This is a genomic window from Thalassolituus sp. UBA2590, from assembly GCF_002339775.1.
Lineage (GTDB): Bacteria > Pseudomonadota > Gammaproteobacteria > Pseudomonadales > Oceanobacteraceae > Thalassolituus.
Genome location: NZ_DDKU01000066.1, coordinates 1 through 18,623 on the forward strand (window position 1 = coordinate 1; position 18,623 = coordinate 18,623).

The following is an 18,623-nucleotide window of genomic DNA, read 5'->3' on the forward strand; positions in this document are numbered from 1 at the left end:
CTGTGTTGGCCCGCGGCGTTCACGCAGTTTGATCGGGAAGTAGAACATCAGAATTTGTCCTTACTGTTGTGATATTCCTCGGGGAAGAAGCTATGAAACGCGATACCGCCCACACCAAGTAAAGCTATGCCTAGGCCTGCGATAGCAGTAGCGCCACTGGCAAGGCCCGTTGACGCCCCTGCCACAACCAGAGCCTTTTGCACGGCGGATACCGAATTAAAGGTCGAGTTCATCATTAAGGCTTCTTTCCCTGCATCGACGCCAAATTTCAGCGGAGTGTATTCAGTATCACGGCCGGAACGTAAACGTCGCCAGGCCGTTAATATATTGCCGCCTTGTAATCTTCCAGAGCCTATCAGTTGGTCTGGGTTCAGGCTGTCGTAATATTTATTATCCCGGTCGGTCGTAAATCCGAGGGTTACCGCTTGTTGTTCAAGGGCCGGGGCGCTGGTGGTCGCGCCTGCGAGATATAACCAGTGGCCTTTCATATTAAGCTCCTGTCCGCCCTTCATCATTAAAGCCTGATACGTAATGCCGGAGCCAGCCCCCTGAGTTATCCACTTAACCTTACCTATACCCTGAGCGCTGAGCATCAGGTCGCGGACGATAAGGGCGGACTCCCTCATTGCTGGGTCTTTATCCGCTTTGCGGGAATTAATCCGGCGATTCCCCCGGAATGAGTTGCTATCACTGGGTGTATGAACAAAGCAAACATCTTCCGCATCGGCAATTTTCATTGCTTTGACATAATGAATCGCCGCTTGCCGAGCTTCGTTAATGGTAGGCTGTCCGCCACAGATAACAACGGTCTTTCTGTCCCGAGTCTTTGTGATGGTTTGCTTGGGCTCTGGAGCAAGTTGTCCTCTTTCGTTGTACTCGAGCTCAAAATAACCCGGCTTCTTACCATCGTTCTGCATCTGCGCATAGTCATCACTGGCCTGAATCTTCAGAATCAACAGCTCACCATTCGATTCATGGCGTACGTAGGCTTCACACCCCGGCATCACGATTTTAAACAGCGTCCGGCCATCGGCGTAACGGTTGTCGACCGAGACATAGACGTTATCACCGTTGTAGCCGGAGGCCAGCGAGCGCAGGGTATTGATCGCTTGCACGGCCCAATAGTTATCGCCTTCTTTGGCAGCGTCGCTAAGCTTCGTAAATTGTTCTTCGATTATTTCGTTCTGTGCGCGAACGCGAAAGCCAGCGTTGTGGCCGGCGAGTAGCTGTGACATGAAAGATCCTTTTGGCAGTGTATCCTGAAAGGCCGCATTATGAGCCAGATGAAAGTATGAGACAAACTGGCGTTTTGTGTCTGGTCATCGCTTCAGCAGTAGCTTAATTCCTTAATCGGGGGGGCGAATCTGAAGCGTTTAAAAGCCGTAATACTCCTTTGCGGCTCTTTGCGCTTCGGCAAGTTCTGCGGAAAAGCGTTGTGCGGTTTCTTCCCCGTGAATTGTTCTCACGCTGCGGATCCAAAGACAGTCTTCGTCATCAATCATTGAAACTGAAAAAATGCACGATGTTCCATTTAAGTATGGTTTTAGTGCATCACAGTCCAGTGCTTCATTGACGGCTTTACTGATTAACTCCCAGCAGTCTTCATGAATTTCTCTCAGATAGTCGCAATATTCTGTGATATCCCCGCCGTTTTCCTGTTCGTCGAGGCAGTCGTAGAGCCGCTCCAGTGGTTCTTGGATAGGGCGAATCAGCGCGTTATATCTCGGATCTTCCAGGTGAGGAGTATCGCCCCAGATTGACCAGCGTAGATGAGGGTGTTCGAGGTTTTGCTCTGAAGAGAATGTCAGTGCGCAGGATTGAACGTCACCGTCAAGAGTAAGCCCAATGTGGTAAATGTCTAGCTCGGGATTCTCTGTGATTACGGCTGTAAAGAGGGTGCGTAAATGCTCAGGATATGTATCACTGATTTCTTTAAATATTGTTTCGTGTTTCATTTTAACAATCCTTGTTAAATCTCGGAGCAGTTCCGGGGCAGGTGGTATTTACCAACTGATGTGATGAAGGGATTTTGTGGTGGGCAGTGCCCACCACAAAATTCGTTACGCGCTGGCTTTGATTTTCTCAACCAATTGGTTAGCAAACTTACAGGCAAAGCCGTAAACCGACAGCTGTGGGTTTGCACCGATACTGGTCGGGAATACTGAACCATCAATCACGTAGAGGTTGTCGAGGTAATGGTATTTACCGTTACTGTCGACGACGCACTTATCCAGGTCTTCACCCATGGTCATACCACCCATAACGTGCGCACTCCCTACGGTGAATGCGTTTGAGCGATTGTCCAGGTTGTTGATGCCTTCGCGTGCTTCTTCAACGGTTTCGTACCAGGGGGCGTCCAGATGCGAAGGTCGAACGCGTTTCGCACCCGCAGCAAACTGAATTTCAGCCATTGAGATCATGGCACGCTGGAATGCATCCCAGATGTAATCGTTAACCGGGTAATCCACAATCGGCGAACCATCGCTGGCCAGTTCGATACTTGCGCCGGGGCTCTCTTCATCGAAGCCGTCACGGATCAGTGCCAGCAGCAGGTTGGTGTTGGGCAGATTGCCCATGTCTTCATAATGACGACCGCCGTGCCCCAGGAAGAGTACCGCTGCCAGGCCCGGATGCAGAGGCGTTGCCTCAAGCTTGTAGCCCGCAGGGCCTGTGACGTTGAGCCATTGGTAATGGTCACTGTAAATAGACTGAGGTGCACCGTAATACGGATCGATCAGCTCGTCGAACTGAGCGAAGTTAAAGGCTACCGGGTGGAAGAAGGTACGCTTACCAACGCGCTTCTTCGGGTCCGGAGCATCTGAACGCAACAGCAGTGCAGGGCCGTTGATACCACCACAGGACATCACGACGTGAGGTGCTTTCACCGAAAACGTATTGCCGTTCGGTTTGTAGTCGCTGTTCAGGGCCGTCACTTCAACGCCCAGAACTTTTTTACCTTCAATGATCAGGCGCTCTGCACGAGCATTATAAATAAGGCCAGATTGCTTATTCAGTGCCCCCGGAATGGTGGTAACCAGCATGGACTGTTTCGCATTCGTCGGGCAACCGGTACCGCAGTAACCCAGGTTCCAGCACCCGGAGACGTTACGCGGAATGACGTGCCATTCGAGATTCAGGGCTTCGGCACCACGGCTCAGAACAGCGTTGTTCGGGTTAGGTGGTACTGGCCAAGGCGCAATCTGCAGACGCTCTTCCATACGTTCAAACCATGGCGTCATCTCTTCTTTGCTGGCGCCTTCGAGTTTGAATTCATTTGCCCAGTGTTCGAGTGTCTGTTCTGGCGTATGAAAGCTCGAAGTCCAGTTGATGACTGTTGTGCCACCCACGCAGCGACCCTGTAAGATCGACATTGAGCCGTCTTTGCTCATGCGGCCGGCGCTTTCCTGATAGAGATCGTGGTAGGCCTCACGCTCATCCATCTTAAAGTCATTGGTGCTTTTAAGCGGACCTTCTTCCAGCATCAGTACATTGAGGCCAGCTTCGGCAAGAATTTCTGCGGTAGTGCCACCGCCTGCACCTGTGCCAATAATGACAACATCTGCATTGATGACGCCGCCGTCGGTAACGTCGGCTGCATCCTGAACGTTCCAGCCGCCTGCGATACCCTCCAGAATCGGATCAGGGATACCCGCAACCATTGGAATGTGTGGTGTACGTTTCATCGTGTTCTCTCTATCGGATTCTGTCGTTTTATTTGCCAGTGGCGGGGTATGGATATGGCACTTTCACCGGTGGCCCCGGATAGCCGCTGAGTGCGTAGTTTTCTGGCTGTGAATACCAGCAAATACTGATCAGCTTACACAGTCCCTGATACCCCATGCGTTTGATCGGCAGCCAGGAGTCACGCCAGCTTTCAAGAAATGCCTCGGCTTCTTCAACGGTGGCTTCCTGCCATGGATGAAGCGGCGCACCAACGGCAACACGGGTGACCGGTGAACCCATCAGATCAAATGCCATTTGTAACTGACTCAGAGCGTGCCCCTGAAGGGTCGTCATCAGAGTGTCCAGTGACTCCAGCAGGCGCTGACGTGCGTCTTTGCCGAGAGCACCGGGGTAGCCTTTGGTGGTCAGTACAGCGGGTGCAAGAGCACCAAGAAAATAGACATCCACTTCACGCAGTGTCTTAAATCCCTCTGCCGGAGTCTGCTGTGACGAGCAGCCAGTCAACATGGCTGCTCCTGAACCGATTGTCAGTGCAGCGGTGCCCATGGCACCTAGCTGCAGAAATCCACGGCGGGATGTTTTCATTCTTTTCCCCTTACCGGATGAAGAGTTTATAAACCAGATTGTGCAGACGTGTGCCATAAGGCGGATAGATCACTTTACCGCTATTAATCCGCCCTTTGCGGTGCACAGCTTTCGCTTTGGATAACGTCACAAAGCCTTCTTTACCATGGTAATGGCCCATACCTGAGGGGCCAACACCTCCAAAAGGCATGTCATCCTGCGCGATATGCATCAGGGTGTCATTGACTGCAACGCCACCTGCGTGGGTCTGCTCAAGCACTTTCTTTTCAGTATCGCGATTATAACTGAACAGATACAGCGCGAGAGGTCTGTCCCGGTCAGTGATGTAGGCCAGAGCGTCATCAAAACTGCGGTATGTGACGATCGGCAGGATGGGGCCGAACAGTTCTTCCTGCATGACGGTCATGTCATCGGTACCGTTTTCGATGAGGTGTGGTGGCATTTTCCGACAGTCAGAAAAGTTCTCATCGCGCGGATTTATCTGGGTGATTTTGGCGCCTTTTTCGTCGGCATCTTTCAACCAGGAGAACAGACGCTGGTACTGACGGTCGTTAATGATGGCTGTGTAGTCATCATTATCTTTCATGGTCGGATACATTTTGGTGAATGCCTGGTGATAGCGACCAATGAACTCCTTTTCCTTCCCTTCAGGCACCAGGACATAATCCGGTGCGATACAGGTCTGACCAGCGTTCAGTGACTTACCGAAGCAGATGCGCTCAGCAGCGTGCTCAAGGTTGGCATCCGGGGCAATCAGAGCCGGTGATTTTCCGCCCAGTTCAAGCGTCACTGGGGTCAGGTTTTTAGCGGCGGCGGCCATGACGTGTTTGCCGACAGCGGTGGAGCCAGTGAAGATCAGGTGGTTCCAGGGTACCTCTGAAAAAGCGCTGGAAACATCAACTTCACCCTCGATGATAGCCACTTCATCTTCGTCGAATACCGAAGCCAGCATGTCTTTTAGCGCGCGGTTGGTTGCGGGCGTAAATTCGGACATTTTGACCATGGCACGATTGCCGGCAGCGAGTGCCGTTGCAATCGGTACCAGTGCCAGCTGAATCGGATAGTTCCAGGGCACCATGATGCCAATGACACCGAGAGGCTGATAAACAACTTCATTCGATGCCGGAGCGAACAGCATATTGACGTGACGACCTGATGGGCGCATCCACTTGCGGACGTTCTTAACCATGTAGTTGAGTGCCTGCACGGTCGTCATAATTTCTGCAATCAGGGTGTCTCCCTCGGCGCGGCAGCTGAAGTCTTCGTTTACTGCTTTGACGAGAGAGTCCTGCTGTTGCACCAGGGCTGTTTTCAGTTTCCGTAACTTTTCGATTCGCGCAGCGGCGTCCGGCATAGGGTCTGCGCGAAATGCCTCCAGTTGCTGGTGGTGCAGGGCATGAAGGCGCTCAATTTCCTGAGCGGGCGAATGCAGGGTAGAAACTGTGGCAACCATGGGTGCCTCCGGGTGGTTAACAAATAAACAGATTCTATTATTAGAGTTATTACTCTAATTCGTCAAGAGGTGTCGTGCGTAGACAAGAAGATTGTCCGTATATACCTTTACTCAGGTTAAAGTAGAGACATGATTATTCTGGAGCGATGTTATGGGCACCCGCGAACGCATCATTGATGTGGCCTTAGAGATGTTTAATGAGAATGGTGAGCGGGCCGTTACAACCAATCATATTGCCTCGCGGCTCGGGATTTCGCCGGGCAATCTCTATTATCACTTTCGCAACAAGCAGGCGATCATCGCCAATTTGTTCGATCGTTACGAGCAGAGAGTTCTGGAGATACTGGCGTTACCGGAAGGGCGAGTCATCGAAACTCAGGATAAGCTGCGTTACCTGACCGACGTCTTCAATGAGCTCTGGGCATACCGTTTTATGCACCGGGATATGGAGCATCTGCTGAGCGCAGACCCGGAGCTTCATGAGCGCTATCGTGGTTTTTTCAGTCACTGTCTGAGGCAGATCGAGAACATCTTTCTGGCGCTCAGTGGTGCGGGGATACTCTCTGCTGATGAACAGGACTGTCAGGATCTGGCGTTGAATACCTGGATTGTCGTCACCTCATGGTTTTCGTTTCTGCAATGCAATCTGTTGTCGGGGGATGAGAGTGTGATCACGCAGGATATGTTGCAGGGCGGAATTTATCAGGTGTTCAGTCTTGAACGTCCCTATCTTACTCCAGATCATCGGGACGACGTACTTGCACTGCAGCGGGCATTTATCCCACGCCCGGACTGGATGCAGCGCCGGTGAAGTCGCTGCGTCTTGTTCTCACCCTGGTTATTGCAGTCGCGCTTTGTGGCTGCTCAGCAGGTGAGCAAGCCGCACTTGATGATTATCTCGAGCGCCTCGGTCGTGCACTACAGGTTGAACCGCCCGAGTCTGATGGTGAGGCACTTCAGGCAGTGCTCGTCGACTTGCCCGGGCGTCGCCAGTTGTCAGTCAACGAGCCCCAGTTAAGCATTAATCTTCTCGACTTTCTCTCACTCTCCTCGTGTGAGTTGGGACGTGTTCTAGGGGCTAACAACAGCTCTCTCGGTAAGCTGGCAGCGCCCAGTCAGAGACTTCATCTACAACGTGACCTGATGCTAAGTGCGCCGGAGTGCATCGACGTTCTGGGGGAGGATGATCCCGAGCTTGCTGAGAAGTTACGTCGCCTTCTGCAGCAGAAATACGATGCCAGAATGACGTATTGGTGGAATGCCTGGTTTTCGTCCGAGGAGTGGCAGGCTTTCAGTTCGCGTTCAGAGGGCTTAATTCCAATATCAGACGCTTCGTCTCAGGAAGCGGCTACATTGTTAGCAGCAACCCAGGCACTCGCGTATGTCGTGCAGCAGGGGCAGAGCTGGCAGGCTGGTGACTGGGAGTACGATTCGGCAGTGATGGAGTCTCATCAGCAACAGATGTTAGCGACAGCGGCCATCGGGCGCTGGCGTTTAACCAATCGAGCACTTATGGATGTCAGCATCAAGGGGGAACGACTTCTTGAGCAGCGTCTTGGCGAGCGCCCGCTGTGTCCGGCGGGCCGTCGCACTCCTCAGGCCGAGATTCTGCAGAACGTCTTTCATAAATATTACGCCGGTGTGCTTCAACCCTATCTGAGTAAATCAGACCGCTTCGGTGCCGAGCTTATCGGTTATCTGAGTGTCATTTCTTCTCTTGCCCCAACCGGTGTTGTCGATGTATGGCAGGTGGATGTCACAAATGTTCTGGAGGAAGAGCGGGCCGCTATGCTCAATGCCCACCGCAGGCATGTTACAAAGTGGCAGGACATTCTGGCTCAATGTGCCATGATGCCCGGTTCACAATAACGCTAAGCTGACCCAGAATAGGCCTATGAAGATAAACAGCATGCAGCGCGCAGTATCCGCCGTTTTGTTTATGACGGTGTTCGCCTCAGGTGCTCAGGCGTTCAGTTACCCCAGTCATGCGGTGGTGTGCGATCTTGCTTATCAGTATGCGGCACCTGAAACGCAGAAAATGATTTCCGGGCTGGTTCAGCAGTCGCGGGAGGCTCGTTCATTCGCGCAACTTTGCGGCTGGCCTGACCGGGTAAGAAAGATAGACGACTACAAGCACACCTCGGTGTGGCACTACATCAATGTTGCGCGCAAAGATACCTCCGTGCACCGTGCTCATTGTCCGGGCAAGGGATGTGTAACGGAGGAAATACGCGCAATGCAGAAGCGTCTAAAGAAGGCTCCGGATACCGACTGGCAAGCATTGGCTTTCCTGGGGCATTTTGTCGGCGACGTACATCAGCCATTGCACGTCAGCTACTCAGATGACCGTGGCGGTAACCAGACGCGGATATATTATCGGGGCGAGCGTACTAATCTCCATGCGTTCTGGGATCGAGATGTTCCTGGCCTGTCGGGAACTTTAACGAAAGACAGGAATCTTATCGCGTCTTTTCCTGTTGAATTGCTGCGCGAGAGTAGTCCGGAAGACTGGGCCAATGAGTCGCTGGATAAGACCCGGGAGATCTATCGGAACTATAGGAAAGGCGCCCGTTTCGAAGATGATGATATCGCTGCTGATCGTCATTGGGTCCGGTCGAGACTGCATCTTGCTGCTCGTCGGCTAGCGAAATTGCTGGATCAGTTGGCCCCCGTCAGCGGTGCAGGTTAATCAGGGAAGAATATGAACATAATAAGAATACTCCCTTTATGTTTCTTGGCGTCATTCGCAATGGCGGCAGAAGAAGAACGTACTGTCTGCGAGAGTGGAGAGGTATGGCATGCTATTCAGGTGGTATATCCACAAGGCTGGAGCTTGCCGTGTGAAGTGCATTTTACGACACCAGAAGAAAAACGGGTGGTCTGGAATGCAAAAACAGCAGAAGGATTTTGTGAGCGCAAAGCGCGGGAGATTGTGCAGCGTCGCAGAAGCGCAGGTTGGCAGTGTCACACCGAAACCCTGGTAGACAGCCCTGCTTTGACAGAGAGTAGCCTGATATCGGATTTGCCACCGATGCGGTAAAGAACAGAGACAGCGGCATGGATGCATCAACTTTTACAACGACGCTTAAAACGACCCGCCCCCCTTTTTTGATCCTGACCCCCGTTTGCCTGCTGTTGGGGTTTGCTGCTTCAGGATACTCTCCTCAATTTAATCCTGATCTGATCTGGGTTGTGATTGGTGCCTTGCTCGCGCATATATCTGTCAATATGCTCAATGAATATCAGGACTTTAAAAGCGGCCTTGATCTTGTCACCGACCGCACGCCTTTCAGCGGCGGAAGCGGAGGTTTGCCTGAGCATCCGCAGGCGGCAGGTTGGGTACTGGCCGGAGCTGTCCTGTCATTGTTGTGCGTTGTCATCATCGGTGTTTATCTGTCATTAGCATACCCCGCCTTGTGGCTGTTGGGCGGCATAGGTGTGCTTCTTGTGTGGTTTTATACCTCGGTCATTAATCGTTTACCGTATCTTTGTTTGTTTGCTCCAGGGTTGGGATTCGGTGTTTTGATGGTGACAGGGACGGCTATTGTCGCAGGGCTTGAACAGCCGGTTTGCGTGGCTTTCGGCGCGGCAGTGGTCTTTCTGATGGTAAATAACTTGCTGCTGGCCAATCAGTTTCCTGATATCGAAGCCGATAAAGCACATGGTCGAGAGCATTTGTTGATTCGGTATGGCGTTTCTGCGGGAATTCGGGCCTTTAATATCATGACCTTTTCAGTCGCCGGGTTAATTGTGATGGCGGCTATGTCAGGTGTGTGGCCACAATGGGTCTTGCTGGCACTCATTCCATGGGCGCTTACGCTGAAGACGCTGACAGCTCTGAATCAGGAACGTGAGAATATTGCAGCGGCACCGGAGGCCCTGGGTATGAATGTGATGGCGACACTGCTGACGCCTGTCGTGTTAGCGTTAGCTTTGCTGCTGAGCCGCTAAAAAGATCGCTTTTAATCGGCCTCAGAAGTTTCTTCTTCCTGTGTGCGGATCAGGCGTGAAGCAAGAACCCCTGCCTCAAAGAGCAGATACATCGGCAATGCCAGAATAGTCTGTGAAATAACATCGGGCGGTGTCACCAGCATGCCTACGACGAAGCAGCCGAGAAAAATATAAGGCCGCTTACCACTGAGAGATTCCACTGTGGTCATGCCGCTGAGCACCATCAGAAAGGTGGCGACCGGAATCTCAAATGCGATACCAAAGGCAAAGAAAATCTTCAGTGAAAAATCGAGAATATTGCTGATATCGGGCATAAATGAAATGCCCTCCGGCCCGATCCCGGTAAAGAAACCAAACACGAGTGGCAGTACTACAAAGTATGCGAAGGCAATACCTGCATAGAAGAGAAAAATACTCGACAGCAGGAGAGGAATAGCGAACTTTTTTTCATGCTGGTACAGACCCGGCGAAATAAAAGCCCATATCTGGTGCAGTATAAAAGGCACTGCAGCCAGAACGGCTAAAACAAAGGTCAGCTTGAAAGGTACAAGAAAGGGCGATGCAACACCCGTGGCGATCATCTGTCCTTCGACCGGCATCAGTACCGACAGCGGCTCAACCAGGATCAGGTAGAGATCGTTGGCGAAATAGAACAAGCCCGCAAAAATTACCAGAACGAGGAGCACCGCACGCAGCAGGCGGTTGCGCAGCTCAACCAGGTGGGCAATAAGGGGTAGTTCTTGATCGGTCATTGAGGTTTTTCTTCAGATGGCTTCTTCGAAAGCTCAGGTGTTTTTTCTGGAGCTTGGTCAGTCAGCTGTTCAGACGCGGTCTCAGTCGATGCAGGCTCTTTTTCCTGCGATGCTTCCTGAGTCACGTTTGGCTTTCTCATGGACGCAGGGTTCAGAATGTCTTCATCAAGAAAGGTTGCCGCTGGATCACGAAGTTTGGCCTTCAGCTCTTCGGTGCGGGCTTGTCTTTCAAGATCTTCCTGAAAGTTGCTGACAGAGCGACGCACACGACCAATAATCAGCCCCATCGTGCGGGCTGCTTTCGGCAGCCGCTCCGGGCCGAGTACCAGCAATGCAAGGACGCCGATTACCATCAGCTCCATGAAGCCCATATCAAACATCAGGCTTTATCCTGATCCTTGGTCTTGCTGAATTCTGCGTCTTTTTCCGGAGCTTTCTCAGCCGACTGGCTGGTCAGCGATTCCGGCTTCTTATCGTCCTCGGACACGTCTTTTTCGTCCGGCTTTTCATTCATTGCATTCTTGAAACCACGGACCGCGCCACCCAGGTCGCCGCCCATATTACGTAGCTTCTTAGTGCCGAAAATCATAATGACGATCGCCAGAATGATCAGGAGTTGCCAGATACTGATACCGCCAAGCATAGTTATTCTCCGTTATTTCTTTGTACGAGAGGCTTTTTCTTCTAAGCCTGACATGTTGAACCGGCGCGCCAGTTCGTTAACGACCGCTTCAGGGCGCTCACCCAGTTTCGCCAGTGCGACCAGGCTATGAAACCAGAGGTCGGCCGTTTCGTATATTACGTCTTTGTTGTCACCGCTGGTTTCAGCATCTTTTGCTGCCAGTATGGTTTCGGTGGCTTCTTCGCCCACCTTTTCCAGAATTTTGTTCAGGCCTTTGTGGTACAGGCTGGCGACATAAGAGGAGTCAGCCTCTGCACCTTTGCGTTCTTCCAGAATATCACCTAACTGCTGAAGAATATCGCTCATAAGAATCTCAGTATATGTCACTTGGGTCTTTCAGGACGGGATCTACGTCGACCCAGTCGTTATTGTCGTACACCTTGTAAAAGCAGCTTTCACGTCCGGTGTGGCAGGCAATGCCACCAACCTGCTCAACCTGCATGACGATAACGTCGCTGTCACAGTCTAGGCGCAGTTCGTGAAGTTTCTGTACGTGGCCAGATGATTCACCTTTGCGCCAGAGCTTCTGACGCGAGCGCGAGTAGTAAATCGCGCGCTGCTCCTTTGCGGTCAGTTCGAGGGCTTCACGATTCATCCAGGCCATCATCAGGATACGGCCGGTGGCATGATCCTGGGCAATGGCCGGTACTAATCCATCGTTATCCCACTTCACTTTATCAAGCCAGTTCATCATTCAACCCTGTTTCATCTGTTCTGAAACGCGAAGGATACCGTAGAGCGACGACTGTGCCTAATGCCAAGTCTGCGCTTGTGAATCCCTTTGTCAGCTCTTGAGTACCAACCAGATCAGGCCGGCAGCGCCAATACTTAATCCTGCAATTTCTGGCAGCGCTAATGCGTAAGACTGCCACCACAGCAGGCCGCCAGTAATGGTAGTCATGATCCCCAGTGTCTGGTGACGCTTTTGTAAACGCTGGGCTTCTAGGGCGGCGTTCAGAACTTCCAATTGTTCCTGCATTCTCAACTGATTCTCATCGAGATGGTTGAGGCGGGTCAGGGCACCGTGCATCAGGTTAGGGATTTGCGGCGCTTTTTCTACCCAGCCGGGTAGCTGACGCTTCAACTCTTTCCAGGCGGCTTTCGGGCCGAAGCGCTCACGCATCCAGCGTTCAAGGTAAGGCTTGGCCGTTGTCCAGAGATCAAGGTCCGGGTACAGCTGTCGGCCCAGCCCTTCGATGTTCAACAGGGTTTTCTGCAGGAGTACCAGCTGCGGCTGAACTTCCATATTGAAGCGTCTGGCGGTCGCGAACAGCTGAATCAGTACCTGCCCGAATGAAATCTCTGACAGAGGCTTCTCGAAGATAGGCTCACAGACACTGCGAATCGATGCGGCGAACTCATGAACTTTTGTCGTTGGCGGCACCCAGCCAGAGTCTACATGCAGCTGCGCGACCTGATGATAGTCCTGGTTAAAGAAGGCCATCAGGTTCATCGCCAGATAGTGCAGATCTTCGTCGGTGAGGCTGCCAACGATACCGCAGTCGATGGCGATATATTGTGGGCTTGATGGGTTTTCGCGCGAAACAAAAATATTGCCTGGATGCATGTCGGCATGGAAGAAACTATCGCGGAATACCTGGGTGAAGAAAATCTCTACACCGCGTTCGGCGAGTAATTTCATATTGGTGTTCTGGGCGTACAGCTCGTCGATGTTAGCAACAGGAATACCGTAGATTCGCTCGCTGACCATCACTTTGTTGCGCGTGTATTCCCAGTAAACCTCCGGCATGTACAGCAGCTCGGATTCTGAGAAATTGCGTCGTAGCTGAGTTGCATTAGACGCCTCAATCTGGAGGTTCAGCTCACCGTAAATGGTGTGACGGTAGTCTTCAACGACTTCAACAGGCTTTAAACGACGGCCCTCAGCAGAGTACTTAACCAGCAATACAGCCATAAACTCCAGCAACTGCAGGTCGCGCTCAATGGTGTCCTCTATGCCCGGACGGACGACCTTAACCACGACTTCTTTACCGGCTTCTGAATTCTCGCCAAAGAGTCGCGCGGCATAGACTTGTGCAATGGAAGCGGCCGCGAGCGGCTTTTCGGAGAACTCGGCGAACATCTCGCTGATTGGCTGGCCAAGTTGTTCTTCGATCAGCTTGAGTGCGGTCTCAGTAGGGAAAGGTGCAACGTTGTCCTGCAGGTTTTTCAGTTCTGCGACAATGTCTTCCGGGATCAGATCCGGGCGGGTGGATAGAATCTGGCCGAATTTAACGAAAATAGGGCCCAAAGCTTCCAGCGCAAGGCGTAAGCGTGCGCCGCGGCTGAGTTTGCTCGGCACCGGGCTCAGTCGCCATGGCGCCAGCCACAGCAGAATGCGGATTTTGAGTGGTAGCTGATCCGTTGGAACCAGAGCATCCAGCCGGTAGCGGGTAAATATGAAGAGTATTTTCCAGAGTCGCCAGAGGTTGCCCACGCTCAGTCCTCAGTCTTTTTCTTGTTTTCCAGACCGGCAATCCGGGCTTCTATACGATCTATCATCAGGCGCAGGTCATCTGTCTGTGTTGCAAAGTCATCGAGCATGGCCGAGGGTGTTACCGCCTGTAGCTCGTCTTCAAGGTATTCTTTCGCGGCGGTGCGATAGGTTGACCCGGTGTCACGGCTCCAGCGACTGAGGCTACGTAATCCCTTGCCGATCTGATGAGCGAGCAGGCCTCCGGTCAAGGGTTGTATGGTGGCCTCCCAGTCGATATCTAACGCTTGTACGGTGCGGGTCAGATAGAGCGCCAGTTCGGTGTCACCATCCATATCTATGTCACTGTTGATCAGCTCATGCGCTTTATCATCAGCGCGGGCCAGCTCAAGAAAATCCGCCAGCTTGCCACTCAATACCACCTCAGCGTCGGAGTCGGGTGTCATGCTCAGAGCGATGCCATCGCGCAGCAGGCGAATATTGAAGCGACCCAGCCCCTTTATATCGGCGGCGGCCATCCGCCCTTCCTGACGCGCCAGTCGTGAAAGTGTTGCCGCGTCCTGGCGAAGCGCACGATTAATAAGCCCTTCAACGGGCAGGCACATCGCCTGACTGAATACCGCCGATATCATCAGGGTTTGATTCCCCGGTGCAGAGCAACAACGCCACTGGTCATATTGTTGTAGCTGCAGCGCACAAGACCTGCGTCTTCCATCATACCTTTCAACGTTTCCTGATCCGGATGCATACGAATGGACTCAGCCAGATACTTGTAACTTTCAGAGTCGTTCGCAACAAGCTTGCCCATAAACGGCAGAGCGCTGAACGAGTATAGATCGTAGGCTTTGCTCATGACCGGGTTCGTCGGCTTGGAAAATTCGAGGATGAGAAGACGGCCGCCTGGCTTAAGTACACGCGCCATAGAGCGCAGTGCTTTGTCTTTGTCGGTAACGTTACGCAGGCCGAAGGCCATGGTGATTACATCAAAGCTGTTGTCTTCAAACGGCAGACACTCGGCGTTTGCCTGAACGTATTCGATATTACCCACGTACCCCTGATCGGTCAGGCGGTCGCGGCCGACGTTCAGCATGGACGAGTTGATATCAGCGAGTACCACCTTGCCCTGTGGGCCGACGATGCGTGAAAACTTACGCGTCAGGTCACCGGTGCCACCGGCGAGATCAAGAATCTGATTGCCCGGGCGGGCACCACTCATATCGATGGTGATGCGTTTCCAGAGGCGGTGGACGCCGAATGACATCAGGTCGTTCATTACATCGTATTTCGCAGCGACAGAATGAAATACATCAGCCACTTTTCCAGCTTTTTCGTCGACCGAAACGGTCTCGTAGCCGAAATGAGTTGTTTTATTGTCGGACATGCCTACCTCCCAATCTGGACCGACATTCTAACCAGCCGGCGTACGAATGTCTGCTTTCATTGGCAATGCAAGGTGGCACAACCGCACCTGTGCAACCGAAATAGCATCAGGCAATCTGCGTCATCATACTTTTCTGACTTCTGGTCAGAAGTTAACTAAGACTTTGCGGGAGCAATAAATGAATACCGTAGCTATGAAAGCGGCAACATTCTTATTCTGGGTACTGGCGATTACTGCGTGGCTTCAGGGCTGGGATGGCTTACTCGGCTACCTGCCGACCATCGGTCTGATTGTCGCGGGCATCCACGTACTTGAAGTGCTGCTTTTCTGGGTGGCTTTCCGCAAAAAGAGCACCAACGTAAAGCTGGACGCTGTGCAGGTCTTTATATTCGGTATGTTCCACCTGCAGCGTTTTATGCCTAAGTCCTGAGCTGGTTGGCGCAGAACACAAAGCGCAGAACAAAAAAAGGGAGGCCTGAGCCTCCCTGATAATCTACGGCGAACCGTTATTCGACGGTCAGTTCAACGCGACGGTTGAGCTGGCGGCCTTCTTCGGTAGTGTTATCAGCGATCGGCTGAGAATCACTCATCGCTTTCAGTTCAATCGCATCTTTGCTGACGCCACGCGCCATCAGATAGTTACCAATGGTTTTTGCACGTTCCATCGAGATGAACTGATTGAATTCGTCACTGCCAGTCTCGTCGGCATGACCTTTTACGATGATCTTCAGGTCTTTGTCTTCTTTCGCCTGAGCGGCAATCTGATCCAGGTAAGCCGTTGCTTTGCCTGGCATGCCCGCTTTGTTCAGCGGGAAGCGCAGCAGAGCTTCGACGGTTTTGATCAGGTCACAACCATTGCTGCCAACCATAGCTACCTTGCCAGTATCTGCACACTGGTCAACGCTGTCAGCAACGCCGTCGTTATCGCTGTCTTCGAAAGCTGATTTTGCAGGGATGCCCGCCGCGGTTGCTGGCAGATCATTGACTTCTTCCGCGGTCAGCTGGCTGTCGTCAGTCATGTTGTTGCTGGCGACCGTACTGCCTGCGGCCGCAGCAGATGCTGTCGCGGCGGCGGCTGAGCCAAAACGGTAACCCACTTCGATGACATAATTCATGTGCTCTGGGTATTCGTTGATCATGTCGTCATAACGAAGTTCTGCACGGGCAAAAACACGCTCAGAAGAATCGTATTGCACACCTGCGCCCACTGATGCGAGGGCATTTGAAACACTGCCACCGTCGGTGCGCATTTCTTCGAAGCCCAGACCTGCGGTCAGATAAGGCTTGAGAGCGTCGTCAGACAGGAAGTACAGACTGCTGAAGCGGAACTGCTCGATGTCTGCGCGTGAGTCGTCCTGAATAACAGACGGAATTACGAAGCTTCCTTCCAGCGCGAGGCTGTCTTTCAGCATATAACCAAGAGCGATTTCGTTGGTGTAGCTGTGCTTCATGTGGTCGCCGAAGTGGTCAACACTGATTTCGTTTTCAGTGTGCGCCGCGCCAACGGTAAAATAGTACGGAAGGTCCTGAGCCATCAGTGGCATGGACGTGGCAGCCAGAATAGCCGCGCTGAGTACAGAAGGTTTCATAATCAATCCCCCAATCGATTGCACACGAACTTTACCTAAGCTTGCAATTCAAAGCTACAACTGAGGAGGGTTTGCTATACATCTGGCAGGCACTTCGCAAGGAAGTTGGTCACAAAGCTGGTACTTTATTCGTACTTATTAGAAAAGCCTTAATTACCCTTCGGGCATTAATCGGCCTTTGTCGTTTGCTGACCTGATGATGAAATACTCTGAGCGCCATAACGATAAGAACTGGTACTACACCCATGGACTCCGTCACCCTGCCTTTGCGGATACCCTACATACTCCGGGCCGGAATAATCATTACGCTGGGCATCGGTGCCTGGGCGGTCGCGGCTTATATTGTGCTGGCGGAATGCCCGCCCGAGCAGCGACAGCTGGCCTCTTCGCTGGTCGCCATCAGTGTCTTCTGTTTCTGTGCACTGGCCTTTTTCGGCACTCGTGAGCTGTTAATGAACAACCTTGCCTGGCGTGTTGATAACCGGGACTGGCGATTCTGGTTGTTTCTGGTGGGGTCACATCTGTGCTCGATTATTCTCGTCGGTGTTGCTGAGGTCCCATCAGAGAACGCACCGTATGCGGTTCTTATGGTTGTGAACTCAGCCTCACTGGCTGTCCGCTTCTCGCCTAAATATTCACTCAGCTTTAATACGCTGGTGGCGATGTTGTTTGCGATCCAGTTTTCACAGGATCAGTGGCTGATCTTCTACCTGTGTGTGCTGATGCAGCTGGTACTGTGGAGCTTCGGCCTGAGTATCGTGGTGGAAATCAGTGAGGTAAGGCGGTTACGGGTAATGGGCGATGAGCTGCGCATGGCACAGGCTCAGATTGCCGAGTCGGAGCGCATGCTGGAGCGGCGTAATATCCGCCATAACCTGCACGATAATATGGGGCATGAACTGGCGACGCTGCATATGAATCTTCAGATTCTGGAGCAACAGGCAAGCCGTCTGGAGTTGTCCGATGATGTCGTTGCACCACTGGAGCGCTCCCGTGACGCCAGCAGGAAGATGTTCGCGGTTCTGGATGACATTGTATCGGGCTTGCGTCAGGTACCTTCGGCCCATTTTTACGACGCGATGACAGACCTTGTCGATCAGGCGACCACCCTGAAAGTGAAAACCTTCTGGGATGAAAAGGTGAAAATATCTGATCCTAAGTGTTGCGAGACTCTGCTTTCAGTTGTGCGTGAGTTTCTGACCAACGTCATGAAGCACTCTGCGGGGCGCGAAGTCGAAATCCGCAGTTGTTACAGTAATGGCTATATAGAGTTAACGCTCCGGGATCTTGCGGAATACACAGGGGAATTCAGTTATGGCAACGGACTCTCTGGTGTTGAGGAGAGGATTGCCGCGATGGATGGACGCTTTTTGGTATCAATGTCCGATGACAATGAGCTGACCTGGAACATCACTCTGCCGGAGGCCAGCGTATGATGAAGCTCGTTCTGGTTGATGATCAGGCGTTGGTTCAGCAGGGCGTAGCAACCCTGCTGGAGATGTCGGGGGCGTTTAAGGTCGTTGCTACTCTTGAGTCAGGGCAGTCATTGAAAGACTGGTTAGGCGAGCACCCTTCCGGGTGTGACCTGGTATTGCTTGATTTCCATATGCCCGGTCAGGACGGCATAGAAACCCTCAAGTCTCTGAAGCCAGCACTGCGCACTCCTGTGGTCTTTCTCTCGACCTTCGCGGATGCGGCGCTAAGTCGTGAGGCGCGCCGTAATGGTGCTTCAGGCTGGTTGGCAAAGAGTGTGGAGATCAGTGAACTGGTCTCGGCGCTGCAGGCGGTGGCCACCGGTGAGCAGGTATTTCCGGCCTTGAGCCATCACCCTCAGGATTGGGATCTGAGCGCCCGGGAGTTTGAGGTGGCACGCTGCCTGGTCGCCGGTATGACGAATCAGCAGATCGCAGATCAGTGTTGCCTGAGTCTGGGGACAGTGAAGAACTATACGTCCAATCTTTTCAGTAAACTTGAAGTGGCAAATCGTGCTCAGGCGATCGCGTCACTGCGGGAGCGCGGTATTTCCTGATATGAGGTGACCTGAACTGTACCTTGTCTTCTGTATTGTTTGTGTATAGCTTTTGTATATATAAACTATGCAAACAGATCTGG

At 52.4% G+C, this 18,623-nt stretch carries 22 protein-coding genes; 8 read left to right on the forward strand and 14 right to left on the reverse strand.

Features of this window, described 5'->3' with window-relative positions; translation table 11 throughout:
- Window positions 1–47: 47 nt before the first annotated feature.
- The 5 genes from B2067_RS06035 to B2067_RS06055 all read right to left on the reverse strand — a co-directional run bounded on the left by B2067_RS06035 (window position 48) and on the right by B2067_RS06055 (window position 5,722).
- On the reverse strand, window positions 48–1,235 hold the full coding sequence (locus B2067_RS06035) for a hypothetical protein (protein WP_301387787.1): 1,188 nt from the start codon (window positions 1,233–1,235) through the stop codon (window positions 48–50).
- Window positions 1,236–1,373: 138 nt separating this feature from the next.
- Complete coding sequence (locus B2067_RS06040; protein ID WP_301387788.1) at window positions 1,374–1,955, reverse strand: hypothetical protein; 582 nt, start codon at window positions 1,953–1,955, stop codon at window positions 1,374–1,376.
- Window positions 1,956–2,060: 105 nt separating this feature from the next.
- Complete coding sequence (locus B2067_RS06045; protein WP_301387789.1) at window positions 2,061–3,683, reverse strand: GMC family oxidoreductase; 1,623 nt, start codon at window positions 3,681–3,683, stop codon at window positions 2,061–2,063.
- 28 nt (window positions 3,684–3,711) lie between these two features.
- Window positions 3,712–4,269 (reverse strand): twin-arginine translocation signal domain-containing protein, encoded by a 558-nt coding sequence (locus B2067_RS06050; protein WP_068436943.1) that lies wholly within the window; start codon window positions 4,267–4,269, stop codon window positions 3,712–3,714.
- A gap of 10 nt (window positions 4,270–4,279) precedes the next feature.
- Window positions 4,280–5,722 (reverse strand): coniferyl aldehyde dehydrogenase, encoded by a 1,443-nt coding sequence (locus B2067_RS06055; RefSeq protein ID WP_301387791.1) that lies wholly within the window; start codon window positions 5,720–5,722, stop codon window positions 4,280–4,282.
- Between the two features lie 151 nt (window positions 5,723–5,873).
- Here B2067_RS06055 and B2067_RS06060 point away from each other — a divergent pair, with 151 nt between their 5' ends.
- The 5 genes from B2067_RS06060 to B2067_RS06080 are packed head-to-tail and all read left to right on the forward strand — an operon-like array spanning window position 5,874 to window position 9,673.
- Window positions 5,874–6,533: a TetR/AcrR family transcriptional regulator gene (locus B2067_RS06060; protein WP_076516850.1), complete on the forward strand. Its 660-nt coding sequence runs from the start codon at window positions 5,874–5,876 to the stop codon at window positions 6,531–6,533.
- Entirely contained in the window at window positions 6,530–7,591 is a 1,062-nt protein-coding gene (locus tag B2067_RS06065; RefSeq protein ID WP_301387792.1) for a DUF3080 family protein, read from the forward strand. The genes B2067_RS06060 and B2067_RS06065 overlap by 4 nt, the downstream gene beginning before the upstream one ends.
- Window positions 7,592–7,616: 25 nt before the next feature.
- Window positions 7,617–8,411, forward strand: coding sequence for a S1/P1 nuclease (locus B2067_RS06070; protein ID WP_068440214.1), 795 nt, complete (start codon window positions 7,617–7,619; stop codon window positions 8,409–8,411).
- 60 nt (window positions 8,412–8,471) lie between these two features.
- Window positions 8,472–8,762, forward strand: coding sequence for a hypothetical protein (locus B2067_RS06075; RefSeq protein ID WP_301387793.1), 291 nt, complete (start codon window positions 8,472–8,474; stop codon window positions 8,760–8,762).
- Window positions 8,763–8,779: 17 nt separating this feature from the next.
- Window positions 8,780–9,673 carry a prenyltransferase gene (locus B2067_RS06080; RefSeq protein WP_068440207.1) on the forward strand — a complete coding sequence of 298 codons (894 nt, stop codon included), beginning with the start codon at window positions 8,780–8,782 and terminating at the stop codon, window positions 9,671–9,673.
- Window positions 9,674–9,684: 11 nt separating this feature from the next.
- Here the strand turns inward: B2067_RS06080 and tatC are convergent, their stop codons facing one another.
- The 8 genes from tatC to ubiE all read right to left on the reverse strand — a co-directional run bounded on the left by tatC (window position 9,685) and on the right by ubiE (window position 14,922).
- On the reverse strand, window positions 9,685–10,425 hold the full coding sequence (gene tatC / locus B2067_RS06085; RefSeq protein ID WP_068440205.1) for a twin-arginine translocase subunit TatC: 741 nt from the start codon (window positions 10,423–10,425) through the stop codon (window positions 9,685–9,687).
- Window positions 10,422–10,805 carry a Sec-independent protein translocase protein TatB gene (gene tatB, locus B2067_RS06090; protein ID WP_068440202.1) on the reverse strand — a complete coding sequence of 128 codons (384 nt, stop codon included), beginning with the start codon at window positions 10,803–10,805 and terminating at the stop codon, window positions 10,422–10,424. Before tatB ends, tatC begins: the two co-directional genes overlap by 4 nt.
- The gene (tatA, locus tag B2067_RS06095; protein ID WP_068440200.1) at window positions 10,805–11,068 is read right to left on the reverse strand and encodes a Sec-independent protein translocase subunit TatA; all 264 of its coding nucleotides are present in this window, start codon (window positions 11,066–11,068) and stop codon (window positions 10,805–10,807) included. The genes tatB and tatA overlap by 1 nt, the downstream gene beginning before the upstream one ends.
- Window positions 11,069–11,080: 12 nt before the next feature.
- Window positions 11,081–11,413: a phosphoribosyl-ATP diphosphatase gene (locus B2067_RS06100; protein WP_301387796.1), complete on the reverse strand. Its 333-nt coding sequence runs from the start codon at window positions 11,411–11,413 to the stop codon at window positions 11,081–11,083.
- 7 nt (window positions 11,414–11,420) lie between these two features.
- On the reverse strand, window positions 11,421–11,801 hold the full coding sequence (gene hisI, locus B2067_RS06105) for a phosphoribosyl-AMP cyclohydrolase (RefSeq protein ID WP_301387797.1): 381 nt from the start codon (window positions 11,799–11,801) through the stop codon (window positions 11,421–11,423).
- A gap of 90 nt (window positions 11,802–11,891) precedes the next feature.
- Window positions 11,892–13,544 carry a ubiquinone biosynthesis regulatory protein kinase UbiB gene (gene ubiB / locus B2067_RS06110; protein ID WP_301387799.1) on the reverse strand — a complete coding sequence of 551 codons (1,653 nt, stop codon included), beginning with the start codon at window positions 13,542–13,544 and terminating at the stop codon, window positions 11,892–11,894.
- Window positions 13,545–13,546: 2 nt separating this feature from the next.
- Window positions 13,547–14,173, reverse strand: coding sequence for a ubiquinone biosynthesis accessory factor UbiJ (locus B2067_RS06115; RefSeq protein WP_301387800.1), 627 nt, complete (start codon window positions 14,171–14,173; stop codon window positions 13,547–13,549).
- Window positions 14,173–14,922 carry a bifunctional demethylmenaquinone methyltransferase/2-methoxy-6-polyprenyl-1,4-benzoquinol methylase UbiE gene (gene ubiE, locus B2067_RS06120; protein ID WP_068440186.1) on the reverse strand — a complete coding sequence of 250 codons (750 nt, stop codon included), beginning with the start codon at window positions 14,920–14,922 and terminating at the stop codon, window positions 14,173–14,175. Before ubiE ends, B2067_RS06115 begins: the two co-directional genes overlap by 1 nt.
- A gap of 178 nt (window positions 14,923–15,100) precedes the next feature.
- Between ubiE and B2067_RS06125 the strand changes: the two genes are divergently transcribed.
- The gene (locus B2067_RS06125) at window positions 15,101–15,352 is read left to right on the forward strand and encodes a DUF1145 domain-containing protein (protein WP_301387802.1); all 252 of its coding nucleotides are present in this window, start codon (window positions 15,101–15,103) and stop codon (window positions 15,350–15,352) included.
- Window positions 15,353–15,428: 76 nt separating this feature from the next.
- Here B2067_RS06125 and B2067_RS06130 read toward each other — a convergent pair whose 3' ends face one another.
- Window positions 15,429–16,511 carry an OmpA family protein gene (locus B2067_RS06130; RefSeq protein ID WP_301387804.1) on the reverse strand — a complete coding sequence of 361 codons (1,083 nt, stop codon included), beginning with the start codon at window positions 16,509–16,511 and terminating at the stop codon, window positions 15,429–15,431.
- A gap of 245 nt (window positions 16,512–16,756) precedes the next feature.
- On the opposite strand from B2067_RS06130, the gene B2067_RS06135 reads away from it, so the two are divergent.
- Both B2067_RS06135 and B2067_RS06140 read left to right on the forward strand, forming a co-directional pair.
- The gene (locus B2067_RS06135; RefSeq protein WP_301387806.1) at window positions 16,757–17,947 is read left to right on the forward strand and encodes a sensor histidine kinase; all 1,191 of its coding nucleotides are present in this window, start codon (window positions 16,757–16,759) and stop codon (window positions 17,945–17,947) included.
- Window positions 17,944–18,540, forward strand: coding sequence for a response regulator (locus B2067_RS06140; protein ID WP_301387807.1), 597 nt, complete (start codon window positions 17,944–17,946; stop codon window positions 18,538–18,540). The genes B2067_RS06135 and B2067_RS06140 overlap by 4 nt, the downstream gene beginning before the upstream one ends.
- Window positions 18,541–18,623 lie beyond the last annotated feature (83 nt).

Bases quoted from the DNA above. Each gene is read 5' to 3' on its own strand.
- B2067_RS06035 (WP_301387787.1), bottom strand. From the start codon at position 1,235: ATGTCACAGCTACTCGCCGGCCACAACGCTGGCTTTCGCGTTCGCGCA.
- B2067_RS06040 (WP_301387788.1), bottom strand. From the start codon at position 1,955: ATGAAACACGAAACAATATTTAAAGAAATCAGTGATACATATCCTGAG.
- B2067_RS06045 (WP_301387789.1), bottom strand. From the start codon at position 3,683: ATGAAACGTACACCACACATTCCAATGGTTGCGGGTATCCCTGATCCG.
- B2067_RS06050 (WP_068436943.1), bottom strand. From the start codon at position 4,269: ATGAAAACATCCCGCCGTGGATTTCTGCAGCTAGGTGCCATGGGCACC.
- B2067_RS06055 (WP_301387791.1), bottom strand. From the start codon at position 5,722: ATGGTTGCCACAGTTTCTACCCTGCATTCGCCCGCTCAGGAAATTGAG.
- B2067_RS06060 (WP_076516850.1), top strand. From the start codon at position 5,874: ATGGGCACCCGCGAACGCATCATTGATGTGGCCTTAGAGATGTTTAAT.
- B2067_RS06070 (WP_068440214.1), top strand. From the start codon at position 7,617: ATGAAGATAAACAGCATGCAGCGCGCAGTATCCGCCGTTTTGTTTATG.
- B2067_RS06075 (WP_301387793.1), top strand. From the start codon at position 8,472: ATGGCGGCAGAAGAAGAACGTACTGTCTGCGAGAGTGGAGAGGTATGG.
- B2067_RS06080 (WP_068440207.1), top strand. From the start codon at position 8,780: ATGGATGCATCAACTTTTACAACGACGCTTAAAACGACCCGCCCCCCT.
- tatC (WP_068440205.1), bottom strand. From the start codon at position 10,425: ATGACCGATCAAGAACTACCCCTTATTGCCCACCTGGTTGAGCTGCGC.
- tatB (WP_068440202.1), bottom strand. From the start codon at position 10,805: ATGTTTGATATGGGCTTCATGGAGCTGATGGTAATCGGCGTCCTTGCA.
- tatA (WP_068440200.1), bottom strand. From the start codon at position 11,068: ATGCTTGGCGGTATCAGTATCTGGCAACTCCTGATCATTCTGGCGATC.
- B2067_RS06100 (WP_301387796.1), bottom strand. From the start codon at position 11,413: ATGAGCGATATTCTTCAGCAGTTAGGTGATATTCTGGAAGAACGCAAA.
- hisI (WP_301387797.1), bottom strand. From the start codon at position 11,801: ATGATGAACTGGCTTGATAAAGTGAAGTGGGATAACGATGGATTAGTA.
- B2067_RS06115 (WP_301387800.1), bottom strand. From the start codon at position 14,173: ATGATATCGGCGGTATTCAGTCAGGCGATGTGCCTGCCCGTTGAAGGG.
- ubiE (WP_068440186.1), bottom strand. From the start codon at position 14,922: ATGTCCGACAATAAAACAACTCATTTCGGCTACGAGACCGTTTCGGTC.
- B2067_RS06125 (WP_301387802.1), top strand. From the start codon at position 15,101: ATGAATACCGTAGCTATGAAAGCGGCAACATTCTTATTCTGGGTACTG.
- B2067_RS06130 (WP_301387804.1), bottom strand. From the start codon at position 16,511: ATGAAACCTTCTGTACTCAGCGCGGCTATTCTGGCTGCCACGTCCATG.
- B2067_RS06135 (WP_301387806.1), top strand. From the start codon at position 16,757: ATGGACTCCGTCACCCTGCCTTTGCGGATACCCTACATACTCCGGGCC.
- B2067_RS06140 (WP_301387807.1), top strand. From the start codon at position 17,944: ATGATGAAGCTCGTTCTGGTTGATGATCAGGCGTTGGTTCAGCAGGGC.